Here is a 20,755-nt window from a genome sequence, read left to right on the forward strand (position 1 = left end):
AAGAAACTCAACACCAACCCCCATGAGGGCAAGTGACTCACCTCCTAATCATCAATGGAGAAGTACCTGTTCCTTTTCTCCTCGGTTTCGCTATACACTATCACCTTGCTCGAGGATATAAGTTCCTGTAATTTTTCCTCTGAAGGAAGAGTCCCCTGCCTCATAAGCCTAGCAGTTTTAATCAAACCCGCAGGAAGGCTTACCACTATCTCCTTCACGTAATGCCCCAACTTTCCGGCGAAATATCTCTCGGCTCTCCTCAACAACTCCAGCTTTCTCTCGGGTACCTTACTTCTCACAAACTTTCCCCTTATCCATTTCCTCAGGTAGAAGGTGTAATTACCGTAATACTGCAGGAATTGAACCAGTAAGGGGTTACTCTTAGTTTTCATCACGGGAAGCAACACGTCGTAATAATCCCAGTTCAGGGTAAACAACCTCTTCTCCTTAAGGGCCTTCACGAAAACTCTCGTCCCGGGTAGCGGGGTATAGATGCTGAACTGAACACTATCAGCCCCAAGGTCAGAGAGCCTGTAAGCGAACCTAATGGTCTTCATCATTTTCTTGAAAGTGTCGTAGGGTGCGCCCAGTATTAGTCCTATAAGGACTATTACCCCGTTCTCATGAAGAACCTTGACGGCCTTCTCAGCTAGGGAGGTGACGGTTCCCTTATGAAGTTTCTTCAGGGTCTCGTCGTCACCAGATTCTACTCCCAGGAAGGCTATTCTTAGCCCAGCATCTGAGGCCTTTTTGATTACCTCTGGGTTCCTTGCAGTAATGTCTACCCTCATTTGAGCGATGAAGTTAGCACTCAGCCCGTTCTCAATTATCTGATTAAAGAGAGTCATCCTGTCCTTTATGTTGGGCTGGACAATGAAGATATCATCGGTGAAGAACACCCAGCTGTAGCCCAGCCTCTTAATCTCTGAGAGTTCCTTGAGAATCCTTTCATTGGACTTGTTTCTCCACGAGTTTCCCCAGGTGGGAGTTACGGAACAGAACTCACAGGCGTAGGGACATCCCCTACTGGTCTCCATACAGGCCACGGTCTCATTCTTTCCAAACACATCGAAAGTGTACTTCTCCCTGTTCACTAGATCAAAGGCCGGCATGGGAAGCTTATCCAAGTCCCTCATGAGCGGTCTCGGTGGTGTTCTCTTTATGGTACCGTCCTTGTCCCTGTACACTATCCCCTTTACCTTAGCTAGGTCATCGTGATTTTCCACTATGTTAACTAGTTCCATCATGGTCTCGTCACCTTCTCCCATGACCACTACGTCAAAGTGATTCCTTAACATCTCTTCAGGTACAAAGGTAGCATGATGACCTCCTGCCAGGGTAACTACGTCTGGTTTCATTTCCTTGATTCCCTTGGCTATGGATACTGAGACATTGTGGGCTGCCGTAGCGTGAAGTGCTAGCCCAACTATATCAGGGTTAAACCTCAAGGTTTCATTAATTACCCGAGGAACGTTCATCTGATCGGCTTCCATGTCAATAATTTTAACCTCGTGATCTCCCGCCTCCTTCACGTCCCCAGCAAGTTGTAGAAGGCCCAGGGGAACAGGAAGAAATCCGAAGGACCTAAGATATCCACTCCCAGTTGGATTACTGGGGCGTATGAAAACAACTTTCATATAATGATTTGAGGACTTATCATTAAATACTTTAATATCAAACGTGGAATATTAAGTACGAGAAGTAGGTAAGATTATTACGTCACAGACATTCCCTAGTATACTCGTATTAATCCTACAATGTAAACTTAAACTTGTTCTCCATACACTGAACTGTACTTAAATTATATAAAAATAATTATAATTAGAAATAGAAAACATAAAGGAAAGTTTTTATACTGTAATGAGAAAAGATAGTGGATATACTTGATCGAGAACATTGAGTTCACAGTTGACCATCCCAGAGAAGCAGTCCTGTCCAGATTAGCTAATCCCTTCTTTTTCGTGGGAAGTTTGGGGCATGTGGCCATCCTAGAGCTATATGACGAATCATCCCAGAATTTCGTCATGCCGTCCCAGGCAACTTCCCCCAACTACACGAAATTTCACGTAGCTTACCTCTTTGGTTCCGGAAAGGCCTGGATAAAGGTTGGAAATGGAGTGAAAACCAGGGAAGGATTCCTTGAAGGACCTATATACTCGCCTTTAGGTATCTCCTACAAGGGGGAACTGATGGATCACGAGACGAAGTTCGAAATTGATATCTCAGCTAGCAGAGTGAATGACGGGACAAAGGTTAAGATCATGATTAATACCTCAGATGGGTCCAGTATCTGGCTGAGAGCTTCAGGTTTCAATTTCTCTGAACTGGTGGAACACATGATCAAGGGACACGTGATTCCCATACTGGGCAGGTATCCCATATCCAAAAGCGTCTGCTGATCAAGCGAGCTACGCCGTCCTTCACGGCAGACACAAAATCATCCCCTTGAAGATAAATCTAAATTATAAAAAACGATTCCATAATTTTAATATATTTAGATATAAATTCATCGATAACCTCATTCATGAAAACGAGGATAAGAAAGAGCCTGAAATTCTTTCTACTCACCTCTCCCTTTGCCTGAAACATAACCTCCATCACCACTTAGGACTTCCCTCCTAAAAATACGAAAAACAATAAACGATAGTAATAACGATAGTAATCACTGAAAATCTTTCGACTAGTTTTCATGCAAAGATACTTAGCCAAAAGCCCCTATTGTACAAAGATCTTACTGGAAACAGTAACGTAAAATGTATACTATGCAACTAACTCACTGATATTACTTTAATACCTAAGATACTATGTATCTATCCCTTTTAGAAAATATATCTTTATCAAAAGTTACAAATTTTGTAGCTCCAATTATTTTACTTAGAACTAAGTGTAGTAGATCTAAAGTCCTTAACTTTAATGTATAGTATTTTAAAGCTTCTTTAAAAGCAATGTTCAAATCTGTTTCTATCAACTTAGAGCCTACTTTATCTATGGAATAGAAAGCTAGTTCAATTTATCAAATCCAGCTCTAGTACAGACAGATGCTGGTTCAAGCAGAACCAATCCTGATACAACCTTATTATCATCTTCAATATTTTCCATCTAACTTAATGGCCAGTTCATGGTGACTATCCTTTTTATCCATAAATGAGATAATAAAGCTAATATCTAAATAAATTATTGACGTTCCTCTTCCAGGATCTTGGACAGACCACCGTGTTGCATTTTATAGTTATTTTTCTTGAGTTCCCCAACACCCTCAGAGATTTTCTTCCAAAAATCCAGTTCCTGTTTAACTTTCTGAATTCCTAGCTCTATCATTATATTGATTGCGTTAGATCTACTTTTAGCCATTCCATATCTTACCATCTCATCGGCCAATTCAACAATCTCTTTCTTTACTTTTACTGTAATAGGAACAGACGCTATGGAACACCTAGGTATACCATTGGAAAACTAGTATTTTAAGTTTAGATTTTTCTTATCACAAATCTGCAATGTGAAGCAATTAGCATGCGAAAGATAAATGATAGAGCTTCCTCCGAAGCTGAACGTATTACACTTTATATGGGATTTATTACTGAACGTTATAAACGCCCGACTAATTCACTTCACACATCGATAGAAGCACATTTGTATTACATAGATTTTCCAGTAGTGTGTGGATTTTCTGAAAACTAAGCCTTATTTATCGTGATACCATGGCTCAGCTAAGCCTTATCCTAACGTGATTCTTTCAGATACTCCACACACTAGATTTTCCAGTTCTTATAATTGAGGCACTAACCATCGTAACCAAAGAAACCTCATATAAGCACAATCTTAATAGAAATAAAAAAGTTATTATTGCAATGTGGAGTAATATATCATTTTATGGTATTAGGACTCCTCTCCCAATGATTTTCCCGTTCTTTAATTCTTCAAGTGCCCTATTAGCATCCTCTAATGGGAATTTCTGTACCTTTAATTTTACCTTATTCTGGACATATAAATTCACTAACTCACTAAGTTCATTATAAGTTCCCACCAAGTTGCCCACAACCATAATTTCTCTATTTACAAAGTCTATAGTAGGATTTCTAAATTCCCCTCCATATCCCACAATGGAGTATATACCACCTTTTCTTACCATTCTCAAAGCATTTTGAGGAGTAGAGTATTCCCCGACGAAATCTATAACTACATCAACACCTACATTATCGGTTAATTTAAGAACATCACTAATCCCACCATCTTTGCCAGCTAAGATTATTTCATCAACATTCAATTCTTTTGCTAACTTTGCTTTCTCTTCATTTATATCTATCGCAACTACTTTTGCGGGTGTAATAGCCTTTACCACTTGTATTCCAATATGTCCTAAACCGCCTACACCAATAATAGCTACTAAGCTTCCTGGGTAAAGATAAGGAGAAATTTTCTTAACTGCATGATAAGCTGTAATTCCAGCATCAGCTAAGGGAGCCATTGGTATTATATCCACACCCTTAGGTATCTTTATTGCTGAAAAAGCAGAAGTCTTTAAGTATTCTGCATATCCTCCGTCGGTCCCGTCTAATCCTGGAAACTTACCATAGGGGCAGTGCATATCATTTCCAGCTCTACATGCTCTACAATGTCTGCAGGTAATATATGGATGCAAAATAACTTGATCTCCAACATCTAACCAGTCTACTGCCGTCCCTTTCTTCTCTATTATCCCTACGTTTTCATGACCTAAAGTGAAGGGAAGTTTTGGATTCACAATACCTTTCCATATTCCCTCTTGAATGTGCAAATCTGTTCTACAAACTCCCGCTCCTTTAATTTTAACTATTATGTCGTAAGGTCCATCAATTTTAGGTTCTGGTACTTCGTCTATTGACAATGGTTTATTATAATCATGAAGTCTGAACGCTTTCATTTCTCTTAGCCTCTGATATAAGTTTACAAAATTCCCCATTCAAATCTAAGGATAATCTGGTTAGTTGATTACTTTTAGCCTTTTCACGCTTCTCATTAAAGATTCTCTTTATAGCCCCATAGTTTTCCCTCTCAACCTCACTCTTGTAGCATTCGTCGAATCCAATTCCTTTATTTATGCAATCAGTAAGCTTCTTGGAGTCATGATGATCCATGACCTCAATTATAACCTCGGTATATTGGCTTCTTAACGTTCTCTTAACATCTTCTAGGATCATATAGAGAAATAGTGGTGGACAGAAGAAAGTGGGAGGAGAAAGTACAATTCTTATACTATTATTATACTGATTTATGCTGATCTCCTTAACAAATCCCAATTTCGATATAGAGAAACTAGTTTCAGGATCTATCACGTTATCTAGTAATTCCTTCGGATCCAAAATTCACACCTTGATGTAAAGTGGTTTAGCGCTCTTACTAATCTCGTCATTTCTGTTTATTACCTCTTGTATGTTAATTCCCCATAATTTAGATGCATTCTCGTATAGGATCTTCTTCTTTATATCAAGCGTTAATTGAACCCCATATTCTTTTTCCAAATCTGAGGGTATCTCGAACTTCATAAATTCCTCAATTATCCACTTCGGGTTCCATATAGCATAATCAGATCCCATTAAAATCCTATCCGGCCCTAACCAAAATAGTAACTCAGCCATTATCTGCGCGAAGTATTTCGGCCTTTTATGTATGAAGGCTGACGCTACTGCTAATCCAGCATAAATGTTCTTATCTTGTACCGCAGTCCATACAAAGTCATCTAGCCTAGGTAATCCTATATGAGTTACGACAAATTTAATTTCAGGGAAAGAAGAGGCTGCAGCATCGACATCACTTATATCGAATGCGTCCTTATCTAAAGGCCATACAGTAGGCCCCTTGTGAGCTACTAAAACATCTATGCCTAAACTTTTACTGAACTCTATAAACTCGAATGCCTCTTTGGAATCTAATTTCCAACCTCTGGACAGTTTACCTCCTATATCCTTCCATTCTGCGGTGTATAGTTTTACATGTTTCATTTGCCAAGGTTTTACTCTATATCTACTGACATCCTCCTCTAATCTTCTTTTTCCTTCCTCACCATCTCTGGGATCCCACCTAGTACCTATAATAAATCTATATGGATTTTGCAATGCTAATTTACCAAACTCCTCAGTATTTCCAAATGGTTCACGATAAAAATAAAGTAAATATTGAGGTTGCGTTATTGCAACATCCACATATCCGTTTATAAAGACGTTTTCGATCATTCTATTCCCTCCATAATACTTGAAAGTACTGTAGTCCATCAAATACGATTCCGGAGTTAATGATTTATGATAATCATAAAAACAATCAATCCAGCCCTTGGCCAATTCTGGTCTTAACCAGTTCTCCTCATTGGCCCTCCATACATGAACATGATAGTCCACAACCGGTATCTCTTCCCTTTTTCCATCTCCGGTTTCAAGTACAATCAAAATATTTCACCAGCTATTAATTTGTAATAAGTCTTATATAAAAATCTTTCTTATCATAACTTACGAATGTTTATATTTTAGTACTTAGTTCATTAATAAGGTAAGACAATCATCTAATCATATAATCTTAACAATGTTTATATGGAATTAAGCTGAGTTAATAGTAGGAGTTTGAGTTTCATCGAATTTCATATTTGTATTCAATTCTCGACCCTTGGAGTTCACCGAAGTCGCGGATCAACCCTTTCATCCTTCTCACCCCCATTAGGGAGTAACCCCACTCACCTTACGGTGAGGAAACCCCCACATCTTGAGGTTGAATTTAGATAATAATCATTTCATTATATTCAACGATGCGTTGAACTGCCTATCAAGGGTGAACCCATTTATAATATCCACGCCTACCCTTTTACCTAGAGTAATTACGTCGGAGTCATAACTCAGAACGGGAACGTTCAGCCTTTTCGCCACAACTACAAGCAGGTGATCGTTAATTCCTCTCAGGTTTACATTCAGGTTCAACGCCCTCCTGAAGTCCTGTCTCCCAACCATGACAGAACCATTTAGTATCTCCTCCAGCTTCCTCCTCACCATTTCCTAGTCTTTTTTAGCTTGATTGACGTTACAAGATATCCCTCACCGCCCTGTGAAAGGGGGAATTTTCCACAAAGTCGTAAACCAAAAACGTTTGTGTCAACTACCGCTGTACGCATCCTCTGCAAGCCTATCTATCTCCTCCTTGGTAGACAACTTCACTAGTTCCCTGTAAATATTTTCGTCCAGACGGACAAGGATCCTTTTCATCATCTGAATATCTAGTCTAAATTCACTTATATCCTTCCACTTGAAACCTTGCTTGTAACCCAGAACTTTTTAATTTCACATTTGGATCTACATGGTGTCCTCAGACAAGGAAAGGATCCTTTCTAACATAAGGGAACTCAAGATAGGAAAGGAGGAATTGCTCAAATACCTGCAAAGTGGAGATAAGGACATCAAGCATGAGGCTTGGATCGCTGCCGAGAAACTTATCAGCCATGGAAGGCTCGACGTGGAATCACTCCTCTGCTTTCCGGACCACGGAACACGGTACAGAGTATGGAATTTGATTCCAGGTCTCACCCAGGTTAACAGGGAGGCCGTTCTCCACAACATCCCCTGTTTGCTTGAGCTACTTAAGGATGAGGATCTCAACGTGAGAAGGCTGACATGGTACGTCACTCTACCTAAGCTCCTGGATTACGTGAACCTTGAGGACGTGAGACGACTAACTGCTTTCTGCAAAGAGGTAGCTGTGGGAGAATGGAAGGACCTGCTGGATGAAACCTGCCGTGAAATACTGGGTTGACCACTCAAGACCCGTTGTTTTATACAACAATTCATGTTAAAACATCTATCATCATGTTCATTACAATTGATGGTGAATTTATATACGTGGATTTCGTAATTAATGATGAAAAAGAATGGTAAGAATTATCGTCTCCATTAAACAGGTCCCCGATGCTGACGATCTAAGAGTTGATCCGGTTACAAACACGCTGGTTAGGGAAGGGGTTCCTGCCGTGGTTAATCCCCCTGACCTTCATGCCATAGAGGAGGCTGTGAGGCTCAAGGAGAAATATAGTGGTAAGGTCACGGTGATAACCATGGGTCCACCTCAGGGCGAGCAGGCGCTTCGTGATGCCTTGGCCATGGGTGCGGATGACGCCTATCTCATCACCGATAGGGCAATGGCCGGAGCAGATACCTGGGCCACCTCTTACACGCTGTTCAAGGCAATTCAGAAGCTAGGTGGGGCAGACCTATATCTCTTTGGAAGGAGGGCAGTGGACGGGGAGACGGAACAGGTGGGTCCTCAGACCGCAAAGTGGCTGGGGATACCGGTGATAGGATACGTGAAGGAGGTGAAGGAGCTGGATGAAAGACACGTTGTTGCGGTAAAGTCAACGGAGATGGAGGAGGTTACCATGGAGTCTCCAATCCCGGCAGTTCTCACAATAATGGATACAGCCAATAAACCAAGGGAACCAGACATCAACTCCCTGATCAGAGCGAAGACAGCCAAGATAGTCAAGTTCTCCAAGGATGATATTGGGGCGGAACCGAACAAGATTGGGCTTGCGGGTTCCCCAACGAAGGTGATAAAGGTTCATCCTCCACCCAAGACGAGGAACCCGGAGATCAGGAAGGTGAGTGAACCGGGAGCCATAGACTGGCTTGCGGAAAAGATAAGGGAATCGCTCAAGGAGGATTCCTCCAGCACCGCGCAGTACGTGAAACCACAACCCAAGGTGAAGGTTCAGGGAGAGATATGGGTTTACGTGGATCACGTGAGTGGAGCTCCAAACTTGGCGTCCTTTGAGATCATGGCAGAGGCTAGGAGGATCGCTGACCTCATGTCCACTAAGCTGGGAGCAGTTATCGTAGGAGACAATGTTGACTCCCTGGTGGAGCTCTCCTTCAAGCACGGTGCAGATAAGGTGTATCACGCGGTAACCAAGGGTTACAACTATTACGATAATGACGTGTTCACAATGGCCCTTTCCAAGGTTATTCAGAAATACAAGCCCGAGGCAGTTATGTTCCCTGGAACCAGGAACTCCAGGGAGCTCGCATCAACCACAGCGATCACGGTGAATACGGGGTTGATAGCTGACTGCACCAGCTTTGAGGTTGATGACAAGGGAGTACTCAACTCCACCAGGCCAGACTTTGGAGGAAAGGAGATGTCCACGATCATCTGTCCCAATTCCAGGCCCGTGATGGTGACCGTGAGGCCAGGGGTGTTCAGGCCAATTCGATTGGAAGGAAAGGGAGAGGTGATAAGGGAAGAAATCGAGGATCTCTTCACAAGGTTCAAGGTTCTGGACAGGAAGGCCCTGGAAAAGAAGAACGTGCTGGCAGAGGCTGAGGTGGTTGTGGGTGTGGGGAGAGGAATAAGGGATCCCTCCAATATCAAGATGATTGAAGAGCTGGCCTCCAAACTAGGTGGAGTGGTGGGGGTCACGAAACCTCTCGCTGATTCAGGATGGTATCCCAAGGAGAGGCAGGTGGGACAGACCGGGACAACCATAAGACCGAAGCTCTACATCGCTGTGGGAATTTCCGGGGCAGTCCAGCACCTGGTGGGCATCTCTGGAGCTAAGAAGGTCATTGCCATAAACAACGATCCTGAGGCGCAGATCTTCGGCAATGCCGACTATGGTCTGATTGGGGACCTCTTTGAGGTAGTACCAGAACTGATAAGGAGGTTATGAAGTTGTACGACGTTATCGTAGTTGGTGCAGGACCTGCAGGAAGTGCTGCTGCCCTCAAGGCAGCCAGCATGGGGGCAAAGACCCTCGTCCTTGAGAGAGGGTCAGAGCCAGGGGCCAAGAACGTATCGGGAGCAATGGTCAGGGTAGATGAGCTGAAGGTATTTGACGTGAAGAACATCCCCGTGGAAAGGGAAGTGAAGAAGGTGAGGCTGACGCTGGGGAATAGCGGGGAAGTTTCACTGGAGATAAAGCCCAGGGAGAGGCTGATAAACGTGGGAAGGCTAAAGCTGGACAAGTGGATGGCCTCCCAGGCGGAGAGTGCTGGTGCGCTTGTCCTGACTAAGACCACCGTCCTGAAACTTAAGCCCGAGGGAGTGGTAACTGACAGAGGAGAGGTACAGGGAAAGGTGATAATCCTCGCAGAGGGTGCCAATGCCCTAGTATCCATGGGAGCAGGGTTGAGGAGAGACCTTACTTCAGAGGAGACTGTTCAAACGGTGAAGGAGGTGTACTCTCTCAACAAGGATGAAGTGAACAGGAGGCTGAGCCTATCCACCGATCAGGAGGGGCTGGCAGTGAGATACCTGTTCCAGGACCCCGTCCCTGGAGCTGGATTCCTGTACACCTACAAGGATTCCATAGCCTTTGGCGTGGGAGTTCACATGACCTCACTCATCTCCCACAGGATTAGACCACAGGACGTTCTTGAGGAGGTCAAAAGAACGCTCGGTATCCAGGAGCTAGTGAAGGGTTTCTCACTGAGGGAGTACTCCGCCAAGATCATCCCTGAGAACGGTTTTCCGGCGTGGAAGCCATGTTCAGGTAACGTGTATCTAGCTGGGGATGCCCTGGGTCTGGTTAACCCCGTCACCTTCAACGGAATAGGCCCCGCGGTAATCTCAGGCGCACTTGCAGGGGAGTACGCAGTGAGGGGAGAATGTCAGGGTTACGAGAGGGCTCTCCTCAAGGACAGAGTGGTGTCCCAGTCTGTCAAGATGAGACCCCTGGTGAAGGAATTGTTAAGAGAGGAAAACATGAAGTCTTACATCTCCATGGCCACGGAGCTCTCCTCGTCCTGGATCTCCGGAGATCTCTCCCTCGATGCCGTAAAGAAGAACTCATGGAAACTATTCAAACATGCATTACTTCTCATGGGTGCTCTATCATGAGAGTTGAGGAGAAACTTTACACCTTGAGATACAAGAAGGATGAAGAACCTCATCTAAAGATAAGGGATCCGGCGCAATGCCTCAAGTGCGAACAGGAGTACGGAACGCCACAACCATGTATAGCGGTGTGCCCCGCGAACGTCTACAGTTGGGATGGACACAGACTGGTGCTGTCGTACGAGAACTGCGTTGAGTGCGGTGGGTGCAGGATTGCCTGTCCCTTCCACAACATCGCCTGGAGTTATCCTAGATATGGTCTCGGGATGTCCCTCAGGTATGGTTAAGTCAAAGTTTTTTAACTAGTAGTTGTTATAATATATGATAATGAATGTTGGACAATTAGTTGTAAAAAAGTTAGTTTCACTTCCTGTTTCCTCCTCCATGAGGGAGGTCGCGAAAGTTATGAAGGAGAATGACGTAAGTTCGGTTATACTCACCAACGAAAAGGGAGAAATTGTGGCCATAGTGACTGAGAGGGATATAACGAGGGCAGTGGCGGACGGGCTCGACTACTCCACCCCTGCGGGGAGAATAGGGAATAGTCCCGTTATCTCTGTGGAAAGGGATTTACCCCTTCTGGAGGCACTGGAGCTGATGGGAGAAAAGAAGATTCGCCATCTCCTCGTGAAGGATAAGGACCAACCCATAGGTGTGGTATCTTTAAGGGAAGTCGCAAACACGATCTCTCTCATGAACTTTGCAGACTCCTACTAGTCTTTTTGAACTCCCTTTCCTTTTTTAAAGCTTGCCTAGTTTGCGTGTATTTCATTTTAACGTCTCCTTGACTCTGAACATGTGATGTGGGTAAGCTATCCGCCCTGAACGGTACTCCCCAAAATCACCCCCTTAAAAATAAATCAAAATAAATAAAAAGCGGTTCTATACTTTTAATCAATCGTGATAAGAACTTATTTTGTATTTCATCTATAAAAAGCAAATGAAGGAGAAGCTTGAAGTCAGTCCTCTTAACTTCCCCCTTGAGGAACAAGAACAGCGAGTAAAGGAACGTGGCCAAAACGAAGACGAGAAGGCGGAAGACCCAGCTCCTGGAACAGGTGAAGGGGAGGAAGCCCTTCACCTCCCTGTAGGAAGTCTCGATGGGGTTCCTGATCCTGTCGTAAAGCCTCAAGACCTTGTCCTTGGGCAGGTCGAGGTTGGTCGCCCTGGCGAAGTACTCGACGTGGGACCTCCTTCTAGTCACTTCACGACCGTGGACGATCAACCTGAAGCTGACTTGATCAGTCCTCTTGCTCGCGGTGGTGTAAGGGCCGTCATACTCCTCGTAAACCTTGACGTCGCCCACCGGGACGCCCACAATGTACCTAAACTGGGAGAGGAACTTTATGACCTCTACTGTGTAGAAGCCTGCGTCCAGCGCTATTATCCCAATCTTAAATCCCAGGGAGAGGACCTGCTCCACGAGGATTTTCACCACTTCGTCCTTGCTCATCCCGTTGTAGCGCGTGAAGGCTAGGATTACGGTTTTGCCGTTGTAATCCGTAGTAGCTGTGGCGTAGTTCCACTGGTATCCCTTATCCCCGCTTCCCAGCCCCTCCACCCTCTCTCCCCAGTACTTCACCCCCGTCCAGTCTACGCTCACGTCCACCTCCTCCACCCCCTTCAACACCTCCCTCGCCACTTCCTGTACCTCCTGGAGCAGGCGGTCCGCTACTTCTATCCCCTGTTCCTCCACGTAGTTCCTCACGGTCTGTGGGGATATATCGTAGCTTCTCGACCTGTTCTCCACCGAGTCTCTCCACAGGCAGGCCGAGACCAACGTCTTCGCTACCTCTTCCTTCCTTGAAGTTTAGCGAGGAAAGGGTTATATATCCTAGCTTCTGGATGTTTACGTTGTGGGAGAGTAGGGTGATCATGGGTAATATCACCATCCTAGTATTACCCACTCTCCCACAAATTTCTTTCTCCAGCAGAGTTCAGTTTGTTTCATGAGTTTTAATTCACATCCTCTCCTCCAGTCTAAAATAAAGCTCTAGTGATTTTTTCATAAACTGAATTTGGGGAGTACCGTGAAGGGCGAGGTTTTCCGAATGCTTATAACCATCTTATTCATCCACTATTCCCACCTTCCTCATCAAGATTACGCCAATGGCCATCACGAGAGCCAGAATCGCGAGCAGGACTCCCTGAAAGCCCAGAAATGTTATCCCTATACCAGAGACAAATGAGGTGGCAGAGCCTATCATGGTTAATGACGCGAAGAAAATACCGTTGGCCATGCTCCTCATCTCAGGGGGAACTCTCCTCGTTATGGCCACGGTGGAGAGAGGCATGGTTATGCCATGTGGTACCCCGAGTACCGCCAAGGTAACCAGAAACTCAACCAGGGACCTTGAAAGGATCATGATCACTATACCTGTCACCGTGAGACAGAGGGACAGGGTTACCCCTCTCTTCACCCTCTCCACAGGGTATATGGACATGATCAGTCTGGTTAGAAGAGAGGCAAGAAAGAAAAGAGAAAACCCTATCTCCACCTCAGAAAGGGTTGAACCAAATCTCTCCTTCATGTAGATCCCACCGAAAGTGAGAAGAAAGGAAAAGATGAGTTCGTAGCTGGCTATGTTAAGGATTGCCACCGTAAGCGCTGGATTTCCCACGATCCTGGTCCTGCCCGAACTGGAGGAAATCCGTGCTGTGCTTAGGAGGGGTAGGGCAACCAGTGGCGCCAGGGCAAACCCAAGGAAGACCCCACGAACTCCCAGGACAGGAAGCAATTTGGCCTCAAGAAGTGGTCCCACCACCAAACCTATGCTGAGGGATAGAGCATATACGTTCAATAACCTTTCCCTCGTCCTCCTCTCCTCTTCTTTTCCTGAAATGGTTATCAGGTTGGGCATGATGAGACCCAGTGCGCCCCCAGAGGTACCAGTTACGATCCAGACAGTTGAGGAGGAGACCTTTGATAGTAATGCCAGGGACAAGGAGTACAGGAGGATACTGGAGAGGAAAACAGGCCTGCTGGAATATCTAACGAGAAAGGCACTCCCCACGAAGGTGGTCACGGTGAATATGGCGCTCAATGCGCCCACACCTAAACTGGAGAAACCCAGTGAATACCTGGCGAGGATCGGAAGGGTAGTTGAGATCACGTTACTCGAGGCCCTTATTAACAGGGTGGATACAACAATGGTCAGGGCTAGAAGAACTATCCTCCTATCCATGGAGCTTCACAGATTTTGATTAAAAAGAAATCATTTGCTTTGACCCTTGGTCGTCTCCACTATTCTCTCTTCATAGATCACGGTTTTACCCCTGAGAGCTGAAGCTATGGCAGCTGCAAATGACAGCCCAGATGCGGTGAAGAAAGCGATCTTAAGTGCCTTCATGAAGGCGGGAGCAATCACGTTGGGGAACCAGGTATTTGCAGTTATGGTGGAGATCACGGAGCTGGGAATTGAGCTGGCCACAGAGGCAGGAAGCTGGGAGAGTATGGCTGATACCGGGTTGTATCCCAGAAACGCTGCAAATATGGCTGCGGTGGGAGGTATCCTAGTCATGTAGGGAATCAACTGCGGGGCGCCAGCGGATGTTAACGCCGTGGAGAGGGTTGTGGGCAGGATCACGTAAAGCACTTCAATGACAATGGTGAAAAACACTCCAATGCTCAACGTGCTTCCGGTGTTGGTTAACATAGCCCTTATGCCAGACGCTGATCCCCTGTGACGTGGAGGAGACGCATTCATCAGGGAAGCAGTGTTGGGAGATACAAAGAGTCCATTCCCCAAGCCCATCATGAAAATGATGGTGGCAAATTCCAGATAATTGAAATTATATGGCAAAGTGGTCAAGGCTAGAAGGCCTACCCCAAGTATCACCAGCCCCAGGGTTGCAAGAGTCCTTGCCCCATACCGATCCGATAGTCTCCCGGCTATGGAACCCATTATTCCGAACCCCGCAAGTAGGGGAAGCAGATATATCCCAGCCCAGAACGGGGTGACCTCGTAACTGTAGCCGTGTAATGGTAACCATATGGCCTGCAAAAGCAGAACCAGCATCAACTGAAGGCCACCGAAAGCCAGTTGGGCCAGTATTATAGCAGCTGATGCCATGGAGAAAGCCCTTATCTTAAAGAGTTCAAGCCTGAACATGGGATCAGGAACCTTGGTTTCTACGAAGAGGAAGACGCCCAGTAAGGCCAAGCCTCCCACTATCGCAGAGATCACATATGGATTTGACCATCCAGTTACCTGATTCCCGTAGGGGAGAATACCGTAAGTTATTCCCACCAGAATGAGTATTAAGGACACTGCAAATAACACGTTGCCTGGAATATCTATCTTCTGATTCCTCTCTGGCTTACTCAACTGCTTTAGTGACCTCATTGACCAGATAGTTCCAAGGATACCTATAGGGACATTCACCAGGAAAACATCCCTCCAGTACACTGAGGCCAATATACCGCCTATGATTATCCCGGCCACTCCACCAAAGATTCCTATGACCCCGTTAAGTCCCAGTGCAAATCCCCTCTCCTTGGGTGGAAATGCCTCAGAAAGGATGGCGGCACTATTTGCCATCAAGAGTGCTCCTCCGACTGCCTGCACTACCCTGTACAGCACCAGCTGGAGTGCCGCTACATCTCCCTGTCCAGGCGTCAGGTAAAGGAGAACTGAAGCTATGGTGAAGATAAGGAAACCCAGGTTGTACATCCTTACTCTCCCGAAAATATCCGATATCCTGCCCAGATTCACCACGAGGATGGCAGAAACTATGCTATACCCAAATAAAATCCATAATAGATACTGAAATGAGTTAAAGGGGTTTATTCCTATTCCTCGGAATATTGCTGGTAGGGAGATCAACACAATATTAGCGTTCATGAAGCCCATGAAGACGCCAAGACTGGTGTTAGATAAAGCAATCCACTTGTACTGAACCATATAGTTAGAAGGTTAATCTTTATTTATTAAAGTTTCTTTACATGTTGTGTGTCACGATTTAAAATAGTTGATTTTTCACATTTTAAAATGTTGAATTGGCGAAAACCGTGATCATGTTTTCTTTAACTCGCCGTAATGCGTTATGTTAAATAACATTATAAAAACGCTTTTATGAGCTCAGTAATACCTTCTCTTATGGAGATAACGAAAAGTGTAAAGCTAGAACACGGATGGGACGCCACAAGTACCATTCTCTCAGATCCTAGATTCGTGATCCCTAGGCTGTTTCCTGTGGCGAAGGAGTTGACAGTTAATGGTTCGGAGTTTATGGGCAAGGGAAGGTACGCCATGAGGGACTTCGAATTATCTGGAACTGTCTTCAAGGGAGTGGACATAAGATATGTCTTTCAGATAAAAAGCGGAGGAATAGGAACGGGAAAACTTGTGCTTACTCAGAACGGTGACACGTTGATCCTAAAATTTGAGTATGAAGGGGTGTTCGAACGTACATTCTCCCTCATGTCCAGGGACAGATGGATCAATGGCTTCCTAGAGAAACTCAACGAGGAGATCAGACTTGAACGAATTAAGAGAAAGATATGATCTTCTTTAAAGTCTAGCTTTGACCTGATTGTGTAAATTCGGACGAACCCATTCCGGGGAAGAAGGTCCTTGAAGGATTCTAAATCGAGACCTCCACATATCCTTATATTATATAGAGGAGATCACCTATCATGTGAACCTTTTCCAGAACAATCCCAACCTGAAATCGGAACTGCTACAATACTGCAAGAAAAGACTGGGTCTGACTCCAGGAGAGGAGGTTCTGGAGGAGTTTCAAGATATCTTCAGGGACTATGACGGGGAACTGTCCAGGAGCGAGATCCAGTACAATACTGAAAATCTGGATTCACTGAAAGAAATTCAGGCTTTCCTGAGGTTTCCCACGTACCTGGAGCCGAAACATGACGGAACGCAGATAGTCATGAAGGTTGATGATAGAATCCACATGAAGCATAAGAACGGGACGGAAGTGGACAAACAGGACCTGGGGCTCCTGCTGGGGGTCTACGCCAGATTCAAGGGCGACTTGCTGAAGCTGATGGAATTGATGAGGGAAGAGAAGGTGGTTGTCAAGATTGAGATTTTCGGAAGAGAGTATACCCCTTTTAACGTGGAGAGAGAACTCCTGAACTTCAGTGTTTTTGACGTGCTAAGGGAGGGAAGATACTTGGAACCACCCGAGATAACCCTACCTCACGCTGTGGAGTACATGAGAGTGAGAACTCCTCAGGACATTGATGCGGAGAGAGTGATGAGCTGGTTGAAGAGCAAGGAAGGGGTGGTGATAAAGGTATTCGACAACGGGGAGCTCAAGGAAATGAGAGGGGGAAGAAACTTCAATATGCTAACCTTCAAGTACAAACCCTTCACAAACCTTCTGGAGGATGAAGCCAAGAAGCTGAAACTCAGGGTGGACAGGAAGATGCTGGCCCTGGCCGTGTCAGAGATGGTGACAGAGTACGTCAAGGACAGGTCATTGACCGTGGAGGAGGTAATGGACAGGGTAATGAGGGATCATCCGGAGCTTCAGGACTTCATGAGGGAGAAAAGGGAAGTGCTGACAGGGTTCTGGACAGAGAGCGAGGTGATTAAGTCCCTCCTGGAGTCGTTCAACCAGAGGGCCTAGCTCGGTTTGTTGTATACTTCAAGTCAAAGGCTCTAGTGTGTGGATTTTCTGAAAACTAAGCCTTATCCATCGTGACACCACGGCTCAGCTAAGCCTTATCCTGACGTGATTCATTTAAATACTCCACACACCACAAAGTCTTCTAAACAACGGGGTAGCCCCCAACTAGATGTTTCCCGTTACCTTGCCTCACCTTCAAGTTCCCTCCTCAACTCCATGAGCCCTTCCTCAGCAGTCATGGGTTTATGACCCAGCAACATGGCCCTGTCAACATTCAGGGATGAGTTCAGGGGTCTCCTCGCGAGCCATTTCATATCCCTGGAGTAAGCAGGTCTCACCAGCCTCTCATCAAGACCGAATGTTCTGGCCAGACTCAGCGAGAAGTTGTACCTGCTGATCTGAGACTTACCGGCAAGGTGTAACACACCCCTAACCCCCTTCTCCACGCTTTCCTTCAGCATGAGGGCGAAATTAGTGTTGAGGGTGGGAGAGGTAATCTGATCTACCAGAACATTTACCGGCTCCCCGGCCCTCAACTTCTTCAATAACCAGAGGGCGAAGTTATCCTTCCCGCTGGCTGGATTGCTACCGTAAGGGGTACTGGTCCTGACCACCAGGCTGTCCACCTCCCTCGCCACCTTCTCCCCCTCTAGCTTTGTCAGACCATACACGTTCACTGGGTTGGGTTCATCCTCCTCGCTATAATTTCCCCGGTTTCCATCAAATACATAATCTGTGGAGATGTAAACCAGAAGGGCGTTACTCTTCCCTGCAACCTTAGCAATTTCCCTGGTTACCTCAACGTTCATTAGCCTGGCCAGCTGGGGTTCCCTTTCGCATCTATCCACGTCAGTGAGAGCTGCAGCGTGAATTATCACGTCAGGTGACAGGTCCTCAATAGGCTTCATGTTGAGGGCGCTTAAATCCATGATAAGATGTCTAGAGGTTTCCGGCTCGCTCCTGTTGTATACCCCTATCACCTCCTCGTTCTTGAACGCCTGAACTATCCTCTTTCCCAGAAGACCACCAGCTCCTGTCACTACCACTCTCATGAGGATAATACCTCCCTCTAACGTTTAACGTTATTGTCCTAACACAGCTTCAAGGTTGTGTTGAGATCAGCGTTTCCACGGGGCTTCACCATAAACTTATTAAGTAAAAAAAGATTATCATTTCTAAATGAAAAATGAGAATTTCTCTCATTCTTTCTGAGGAAAATAAAACACTTGAAAGGGATCTCTCCGCGTTGATGGACGTGAGGGCTTTCTACATGAAGTTTTACCCGGGCCACGGGGAGACTCACAAGGAAAGGGAGAGGATGTTCCGAGAGCTTTCCGAGATCAAGGATGAGGTGGAGAAGGGAGATCTGATACTTTACGCAAGATCTTACGGTGTCTTCTCTCCGCATGGATGGAAACTGCTTCACAGGTTCTTCTCAAAACCCGTGCTCATCGCCACCGAGGAAATAGTTAAACAGGTGAGTGGAAAGAGCATCTTCCTAGTAAGTCCATACAATCAATACAGGCATGATTATGAGGTGAAGTGGTTGAGAGGGTTCAATACCAGGGTTGTGGGTTCAGTTGCCCTTGGAAGAACTGGTGGAGAGGCCATATCCAGCACTCCTCCCCACCTCGTGGAGGGAGCTGTGAAGATAGGTCACGAGAATCCTGAGGCTGAGATGATATACGTGGCATGCACCATTCTCTCCACCCTTCCTTACCTTCACAGGCTGAAGGGAGAAAAACCTGTGATAACTGCGTCATCTGTATTGGTTGAGGGAGCAAAATGGAATGGATAGAACAGAGGATACGGAGGTGCAGGTCAAGGTCCTGCGAGGAGGTCCTTCTCTTCATATCCGATAACCTCTTCAGGACAAGGAGAAACACGCTGGACATCATCGATCAGGTTCCCTCTGGATGGTCTGGCCTGCGAAAACTTGTAAGGGAATATGTGCGGAGATCCATGGCCATTTACCATGACCTGATTTTTGGGGAGGAGATCAAACGCGCTGTCATGGAGGGCTATCGAAGTGCCCTGAGAGGTAACCTCCATTCCGCTGAGGAGAGTAACAGGTTTATCCTGGAGAGGTTCTGTCTCTCAAAGTTCGTGGAGAGAACTAGCGATCTCTACCTGGATCTAGTGAGGACCAGAACCTGGCACAGGCTGGTTGACGCAGGGTTCATCATTACAAGCCTAGGAGAGGCGCTCTCCAGAAAGAAAAAGCTGGGCGTAAAGGGGACATTAAAAGGGGAAGGGATATTCCTTGCGGGCAAACCCGTGTGCAAGAGACATCTGACCTTTCCCCAGTATTCCAGAGACCTTCATGATCTCGGGGTGAAGGGAAGGATAAGATGCAAGTGCGGTGCCCCCGCTGTAGACCTGACTCTCGCAATGCCCAAGGTGAGCGCGCTGATAGGACTTGCGTGCCACTTATCCGGTTATGATCCCAGGAACCTTGAAAGGATCTACAGTAACCTTTCCAGGATAGTTCATCCCTACGGCTTCATTGACTTTGATAGGGAAAAGGCGTTACTAGTCTGGTTTCGCGACTACTTTATGTTATCAGTAGAGTTCAGTAAAATAACGAACATCAACATATATTGATAGAAAGTTTTTAGATTGCCGTCATCATGATCACGAGATAATTAGATATCATAATTATAGATTTCGCGTTATTGATTATATTTTTTAACTTCTGATCTACAGTTCTAAGATATTTTTATCATTTTATAGTACAAGGAAAAATATTTTAAATAAATCTTTTACCTATATAAACCTCACACGTCCGAGATATCCTCCATCATCTTCTGCATGCTCTTTTTGAGCTCCTTGAATTTCCTCAGCTTGTCCAGTGTTTTCATCCCCTCTCCCGTCAACCTGTACTTTCCTTCAACTAAGGAAATGAGACCAATATCCATCAAGTGATTCAAGTACCTAAGAAAGGAATCGTAATTCAGACCGGATTTATACATTAAGTTGGTCTTGTTAGTCCCAATTCCAGAGCAACCCTCCAACATACTCAAAACAATTTCTTGCCTAGTTCTTCTTATCATGATAACCAGATAAATTAACAGCCTTTAACATATAAATCATTTGTACGTGGTATCTAGCAACTTTGACATCTCCATTGACTTGTTGTCAAAATTTTATATCATACATTTGTTATAAATTCTTGGTGATCCACATAGTATCATCATGTTAGCATATTTTAAGTTTAAAGGAGTTCAGTACGAAGTCACAATACCGTAAGACGAGTTTATGCAAGTCTGAGGACACCATGATGATCAGTGATAGGAAAATGATAGTGGTACCCACTGAC

The 20,755-nt window shown here is 45.2% G+C and carries 20 protein-coding genes and 1 pseudogene; 10 read left to right on the forward strand and 11 right to left on the reverse strand.

Annotated elements, in window-relative coordinates; genetic code table 11:
* Window positions 1-44: 44 nt before the first annotated feature.
* Entirely contained in the window at window positions 45-1,637 is a 1,593-nt protein-coding gene (locus QVC96_RS10475; protein WP_287689202.1) for a B12-binding domain-containing radical SAM protein, read from the reverse strand.
* Window positions 1,638-1,883: 246 nt separating this feature from the next.
* Between QVC96_RS10475 and QVC96_RS10480 the strand changes: the two genes are divergently transcribed.
* A complete protein-coding gene (locus QVC96_RS10480) occupies window positions 1,884-2,399 on the forward strand; it encodes a hypothetical protein (protein WP_287689203.1) in 516 nt (171 codons plus the stop codon).
* Between the two features lie 775 nt (window positions 2,400-3,174).
* Here the strand turns inward: QVC96_RS10480 and QVC96_RS10485 are convergent.
* The 5 genes from QVC96_RS10485 to QVC96_RS10505 all read right to left on the reverse strand — a co-directional run bounded on the left by QVC96_RS10485 (window position 3,175) and on the right by QVC96_RS10505 (window position 7,013).
* On the reverse strand, window positions 3,175-3,378 hold the full coding sequence (locus QVC96_RS10485; protein ID WP_287689204.1) for a hypothetical protein: 204 nt from the start codon (window positions 3,376-3,378) through the stop codon (window positions 3,175-3,177).
* A gap of 490 nt (window positions 3,379-3,868) precedes the next feature.
* Window positions 3,869-4,900, reverse strand: coding sequence for an NAD(P)-dependent alcohol dehydrogenase (locus QVC96_RS10490; RefSeq protein ID WP_287689205.1), 1,032 nt, complete (start codon window positions 4,898-4,900; stop codon window positions 3,869-3,871).
* Window positions 4,878-5,339 (reverse strand): iron-sulfur cluster assembly protein, encoded by a 462-nt coding sequence (locus tag QVC96_RS10495; protein WP_287689206.1) that lies wholly within the window; start codon window positions 5,337-5,339, stop codon window positions 4,878-4,880. The genes QVC96_RS10490 and QVC96_RS10495 overlap by 23 nt, the downstream gene beginning before the upstream one ends.
* A 3-nt stretch (window positions 5,340-5,342) precedes the next feature.
* Window positions 5,343-6,419: an amidohydrolase family protein gene (locus tag QVC96_RS10500; protein ID WP_287689207.1), complete on the reverse strand. Its 1,077-nt coding sequence runs from the start codon at window positions 6,417-6,419 to the stop codon at window positions 5,343-5,345.
* A 333-nt stretch (window positions 6,420-6,752) separates the two neighbouring features.
* Window positions 6,753-7,013 (reverse strand): hypothetical protein, encoded by a 261-nt coding sequence (locus QVC96_RS10505; protein ID WP_287689208.1) that lies wholly within the window; start codon window positions 7,011-7,013, stop codon window positions 6,753-6,755.
* Between the two features lie 304 nt (window positions 7,014-7,317).
* Between QVC96_RS10505 and QVC96_RS10510 the strand changes: the two genes are divergently transcribed.
* The 5 genes from QVC96_RS10510 to QVC96_RS10530 all read left to right on the forward strand — a co-directional run bounded on the left by QVC96_RS10510 (window position 7,318) and on the right by QVC96_RS10530 (window position 11,559).
* Window positions 7,318-7,767 carry a hypothetical protein gene (locus tag QVC96_RS10510; RefSeq protein WP_287689209.1) on the forward strand — a complete coding sequence of 150 codons (450 nt, stop codon included), beginning with the start codon at window positions 7,318-7,320 and terminating at the stop codon, window positions 7,765-7,767.
* A gap of 115 nt (window positions 7,768-7,882) precedes the next feature.
* Window positions 7,883-9,676, forward strand: a complete 1,794-nt coding sequence (locus QVC96_RS10515) for an FAD-binding protein (RefSeq protein WP_287689210.1) — start codon at window positions 7,883-7,885, stop codon at window positions 9,674-9,676.
* Window positions 9,673-10,845, forward strand: coding sequence for an NAD(P)/FAD-dependent oxidoreductase (locus tag QVC96_RS10520; RefSeq protein WP_287689211.1), 1,173 nt, complete (start codon window positions 9,673-9,675; stop codon window positions 10,843-10,845). The genes QVC96_RS10515 and QVC96_RS10520 overlap by 4 nt, the downstream gene beginning before the upstream one ends.
* Window positions 10,842-11,129: a ferredoxin family protein gene (locus tag QVC96_RS10525; RefSeq protein ID WP_287689212.1), complete on the forward strand. Its 288-nt coding sequence runs from the start codon at window positions 10,842-10,844 to the stop codon at window positions 11,127-11,129. Before QVC96_RS10520 ends, QVC96_RS10525 begins: the two co-directional genes overlap by 4 nt.
* Window positions 11,130-11,169: 40 nt before the next feature.
* A complete protein-coding gene (locus QVC96_RS10530) occupies window positions 11,170-11,559 on the forward strand; it encodes a CBS domain-containing protein (protein WP_287689213.1) in 390 nt (129 codons plus the stop codon).
* A 124-nt stretch (window positions 11,560-11,683) separates the two neighbouring features.
* On the opposite strand, the pseudogene QVC96_RS10535 reads toward QVC96_RS10530, so the two are convergent.
* The 3 genes and pseudogenes from QVC96_RS10535 to QVC96_RS10545 all read right to left on the reverse strand — a co-directional run bounded on the left by QVC96_RS10535 (window position 11,684) and on the right by QVC96_RS10545 (window position 15,746).
* A pseudogene (locus QVC96_RS10535) lies at window positions 11,684-12,719 on the reverse strand (ISH3 family transposase).
* A gap of 189 nt (window positions 12,720-12,908) precedes the next feature.
* Entirely contained in the window at window positions 12,909-14,027 is a 1,119-nt protein-coding gene (locus QVC96_RS10540; RefSeq protein ID WP_287689214.1) for an MFS transporter, read from the reverse strand.
* A 30-nt stretch (window positions 14,028-14,057) separates the two neighbouring features.
* Entirely contained in the window at window positions 14,058-15,746 is a 1,689-nt protein-coding gene (locus tag QVC96_RS10545; RefSeq protein WP_287689215.1) for an MFS transporter, read from the reverse strand.
* A gap of 195 nt (window positions 15,747-15,941) precedes the next feature.
* Here QVC96_RS10545 and QVC96_RS10550 point away from each other — a divergent pair, with 195 nt between their 5' ends.
* Window positions 15,942-16,349, forward strand: a complete 408-nt coding sequence (locus tag QVC96_RS10550) for a DUF3211 domain-containing protein (RefSeq protein ID WP_287689216.1) — start codon at window positions 15,942-15,944, stop codon at window positions 16,347-16,349.
* A gap of 133 nt (window positions 16,350-16,482) precedes the next feature.
* Window positions 16,483-17,436: a hypothetical protein gene (locus QVC96_RS10555; RefSeq protein ID WP_287689217.1), complete on the forward strand. Its 954-nt coding sequence runs from the start codon at window positions 16,483-16,485 to the stop codon at window positions 17,434-17,436.
* 179 nt (window positions 17,437-17,615) lie between these two features.
* Here the strand turns inward: QVC96_RS10555 and QVC96_RS10560 are convergent, their stop codons facing one another.
* Complete coding sequence (locus tag QVC96_RS10560; protein ID WP_238026348.1) at window positions 17,616-18,488, reverse strand: SDR family oxidoreductase; 873 nt, start codon at window positions 18,486-18,488, stop codon at window positions 17,616-17,618.
* Window positions 18,489-18,622: 134 nt separating this feature from the next.
* Between QVC96_RS10560 and QVC96_RS10565 the strand changes: the two genes are divergently transcribed.
* Together QVC96_RS10565 and QVC96_RS10570 are read left to right on the forward strand one after the other, a co-directional pair.
* Entirely contained in the window at window positions 18,623-19,234 is a 612-nt protein-coding gene (locus QVC96_RS10565) for a maleate cis-trans isomerase (protein WP_287689218.1), read from the forward strand.
* On the forward strand, window positions 19,222-20,040 hold the full coding sequence (locus QVC96_RS10570) for a hypothetical protein (RefSeq protein ID WP_287689219.1): 819 nt from the start codon (window positions 19,222-19,224) through the stop codon (window positions 20,038-20,040). The genes QVC96_RS10565 and QVC96_RS10570 overlap by 13 nt, the downstream gene beginning before the upstream one ends.
* A gap of 173 nt (window positions 20,041-20,213) precedes the next feature.
* Here QVC96_RS10570 and QVC96_RS10575 read toward each other — a convergent pair whose 3' ends face one another.
* The gene (locus QVC96_RS10575; protein ID WP_238026351.1) at window positions 20,214-20,489 is read right to left on the reverse strand and encodes a winged helix-turn-helix domain-containing protein; all 276 of its coding nucleotides are present in this window, start codon (window positions 20,487-20,489) and stop codon (window positions 20,214-20,216) included.
* Window positions 20,490-20,755 lie beyond the last annotated feature (266 nt).

Source organism: Metallosphaera javensis (ex Sakai et al. 2022) (assembly GCA_021654415.1).
Taxonomy (GTDB): domain Archaea; phylum Thermoproteota; class Thermoprotei_A; order Sulfolobales; family Sulfolobaceae; genus Metallosphaera; species Metallosphaera javensis.

Bases quoted from the DNA above. Each gene is read 5' to 3' on its own strand.
- QVC96_RS10475 (WP_287689202.1), bottom strand. From the start codon at position 1,637: ATGAAAGTTGTTTTCATACGCCCCAGTAATCCAACTGGGAGTGGATAT.
- QVC96_RS10490 (WP_287689205.1), bottom strand. From the start codon at position 4,900: ATGAAAGCGTTCAGACTTCATGATTATAATAAACCATTGTCAATAGAC.
- QVC96_RS10505 (WP_287689208.1), bottom strand. From the start codon at position 7,013: ATGGTGAGGAGGAAGCTGGAGGAGATACTAAATGGTTCTGTCATGGTT.
- QVC96_RS10515 (WP_287689210.1), top strand. From the start codon at position 7,883: ATGGTAAGAATTATCGTCTCCATTAAACAGGTCCCCGATGCTGACGAT.
- QVC96_RS10520 (WP_287689211.1), top strand. From the start codon at position 9,673: ATGAAGTTGTACGACGTTATCGTAGTTGGTGCAGGACCTGCAGGAAGT.
- QVC96_RS10525 (WP_287689212.1), top strand. From the start codon at position 10,842: ATGAGAGTTGAGGAGAAACTTTACACCTTGAGATACAAGAAGGATGAA.
- QVC96_RS10530 (WP_287689213.1), top strand. From the start codon at position 11,170: ATGAATGTTGGACAATTAGTTGTAAAAAAGTTAGTTTCACTTCCTGTT.
- QVC96_RS10540 (WP_287689214.1), bottom strand. From the start codon at position 14,027: ATGGATAGGAGGATAGTTCTTCTAGCCCTGACCATTGTTGTATCCACC.
- QVC96_RS10545 (WP_287689215.1), bottom strand. From the start codon at position 15,746: ATGGTTCAGTACAAGTGGATTGCTTTATCTAACACCAGTCTTGGCGTC.
- QVC96_RS10550 (WP_287689216.1), top strand. From the start codon at position 15,942: ATGGAGATAACGAAAAGTGTAAAGCTAGAACACGGATGGGACGCCACA.
- QVC96_RS10560 (WP_238026348.1), bottom strand. From the start codon at position 18,488: ATGAGAGTGGTAGTGACAGGAGCTGGTGGTCTTCTGGGAAAGAGGATA.
- QVC96_RS10565 (WP_287689218.1), top strand. From the start codon at position 18,623: ATGAGAATTTCTCTCATTCTTTCTGAGGAAAATAAAACACTTGAAAGG.
- QVC96_RS10570 (WP_287689219.1), top strand. From the start codon at position 19,222: ATGGAATGGATAGAACAGAGGATACGGAGGTGCAGGTCAAGGTCCTGC.
- QVC96_RS10575 (WP_238026351.1), bottom strand. From the start codon at position 20,489: ATGATAAGAAGAACTAGGCAAGAAATTGTTTTGAGTATGTTGGAGGGT.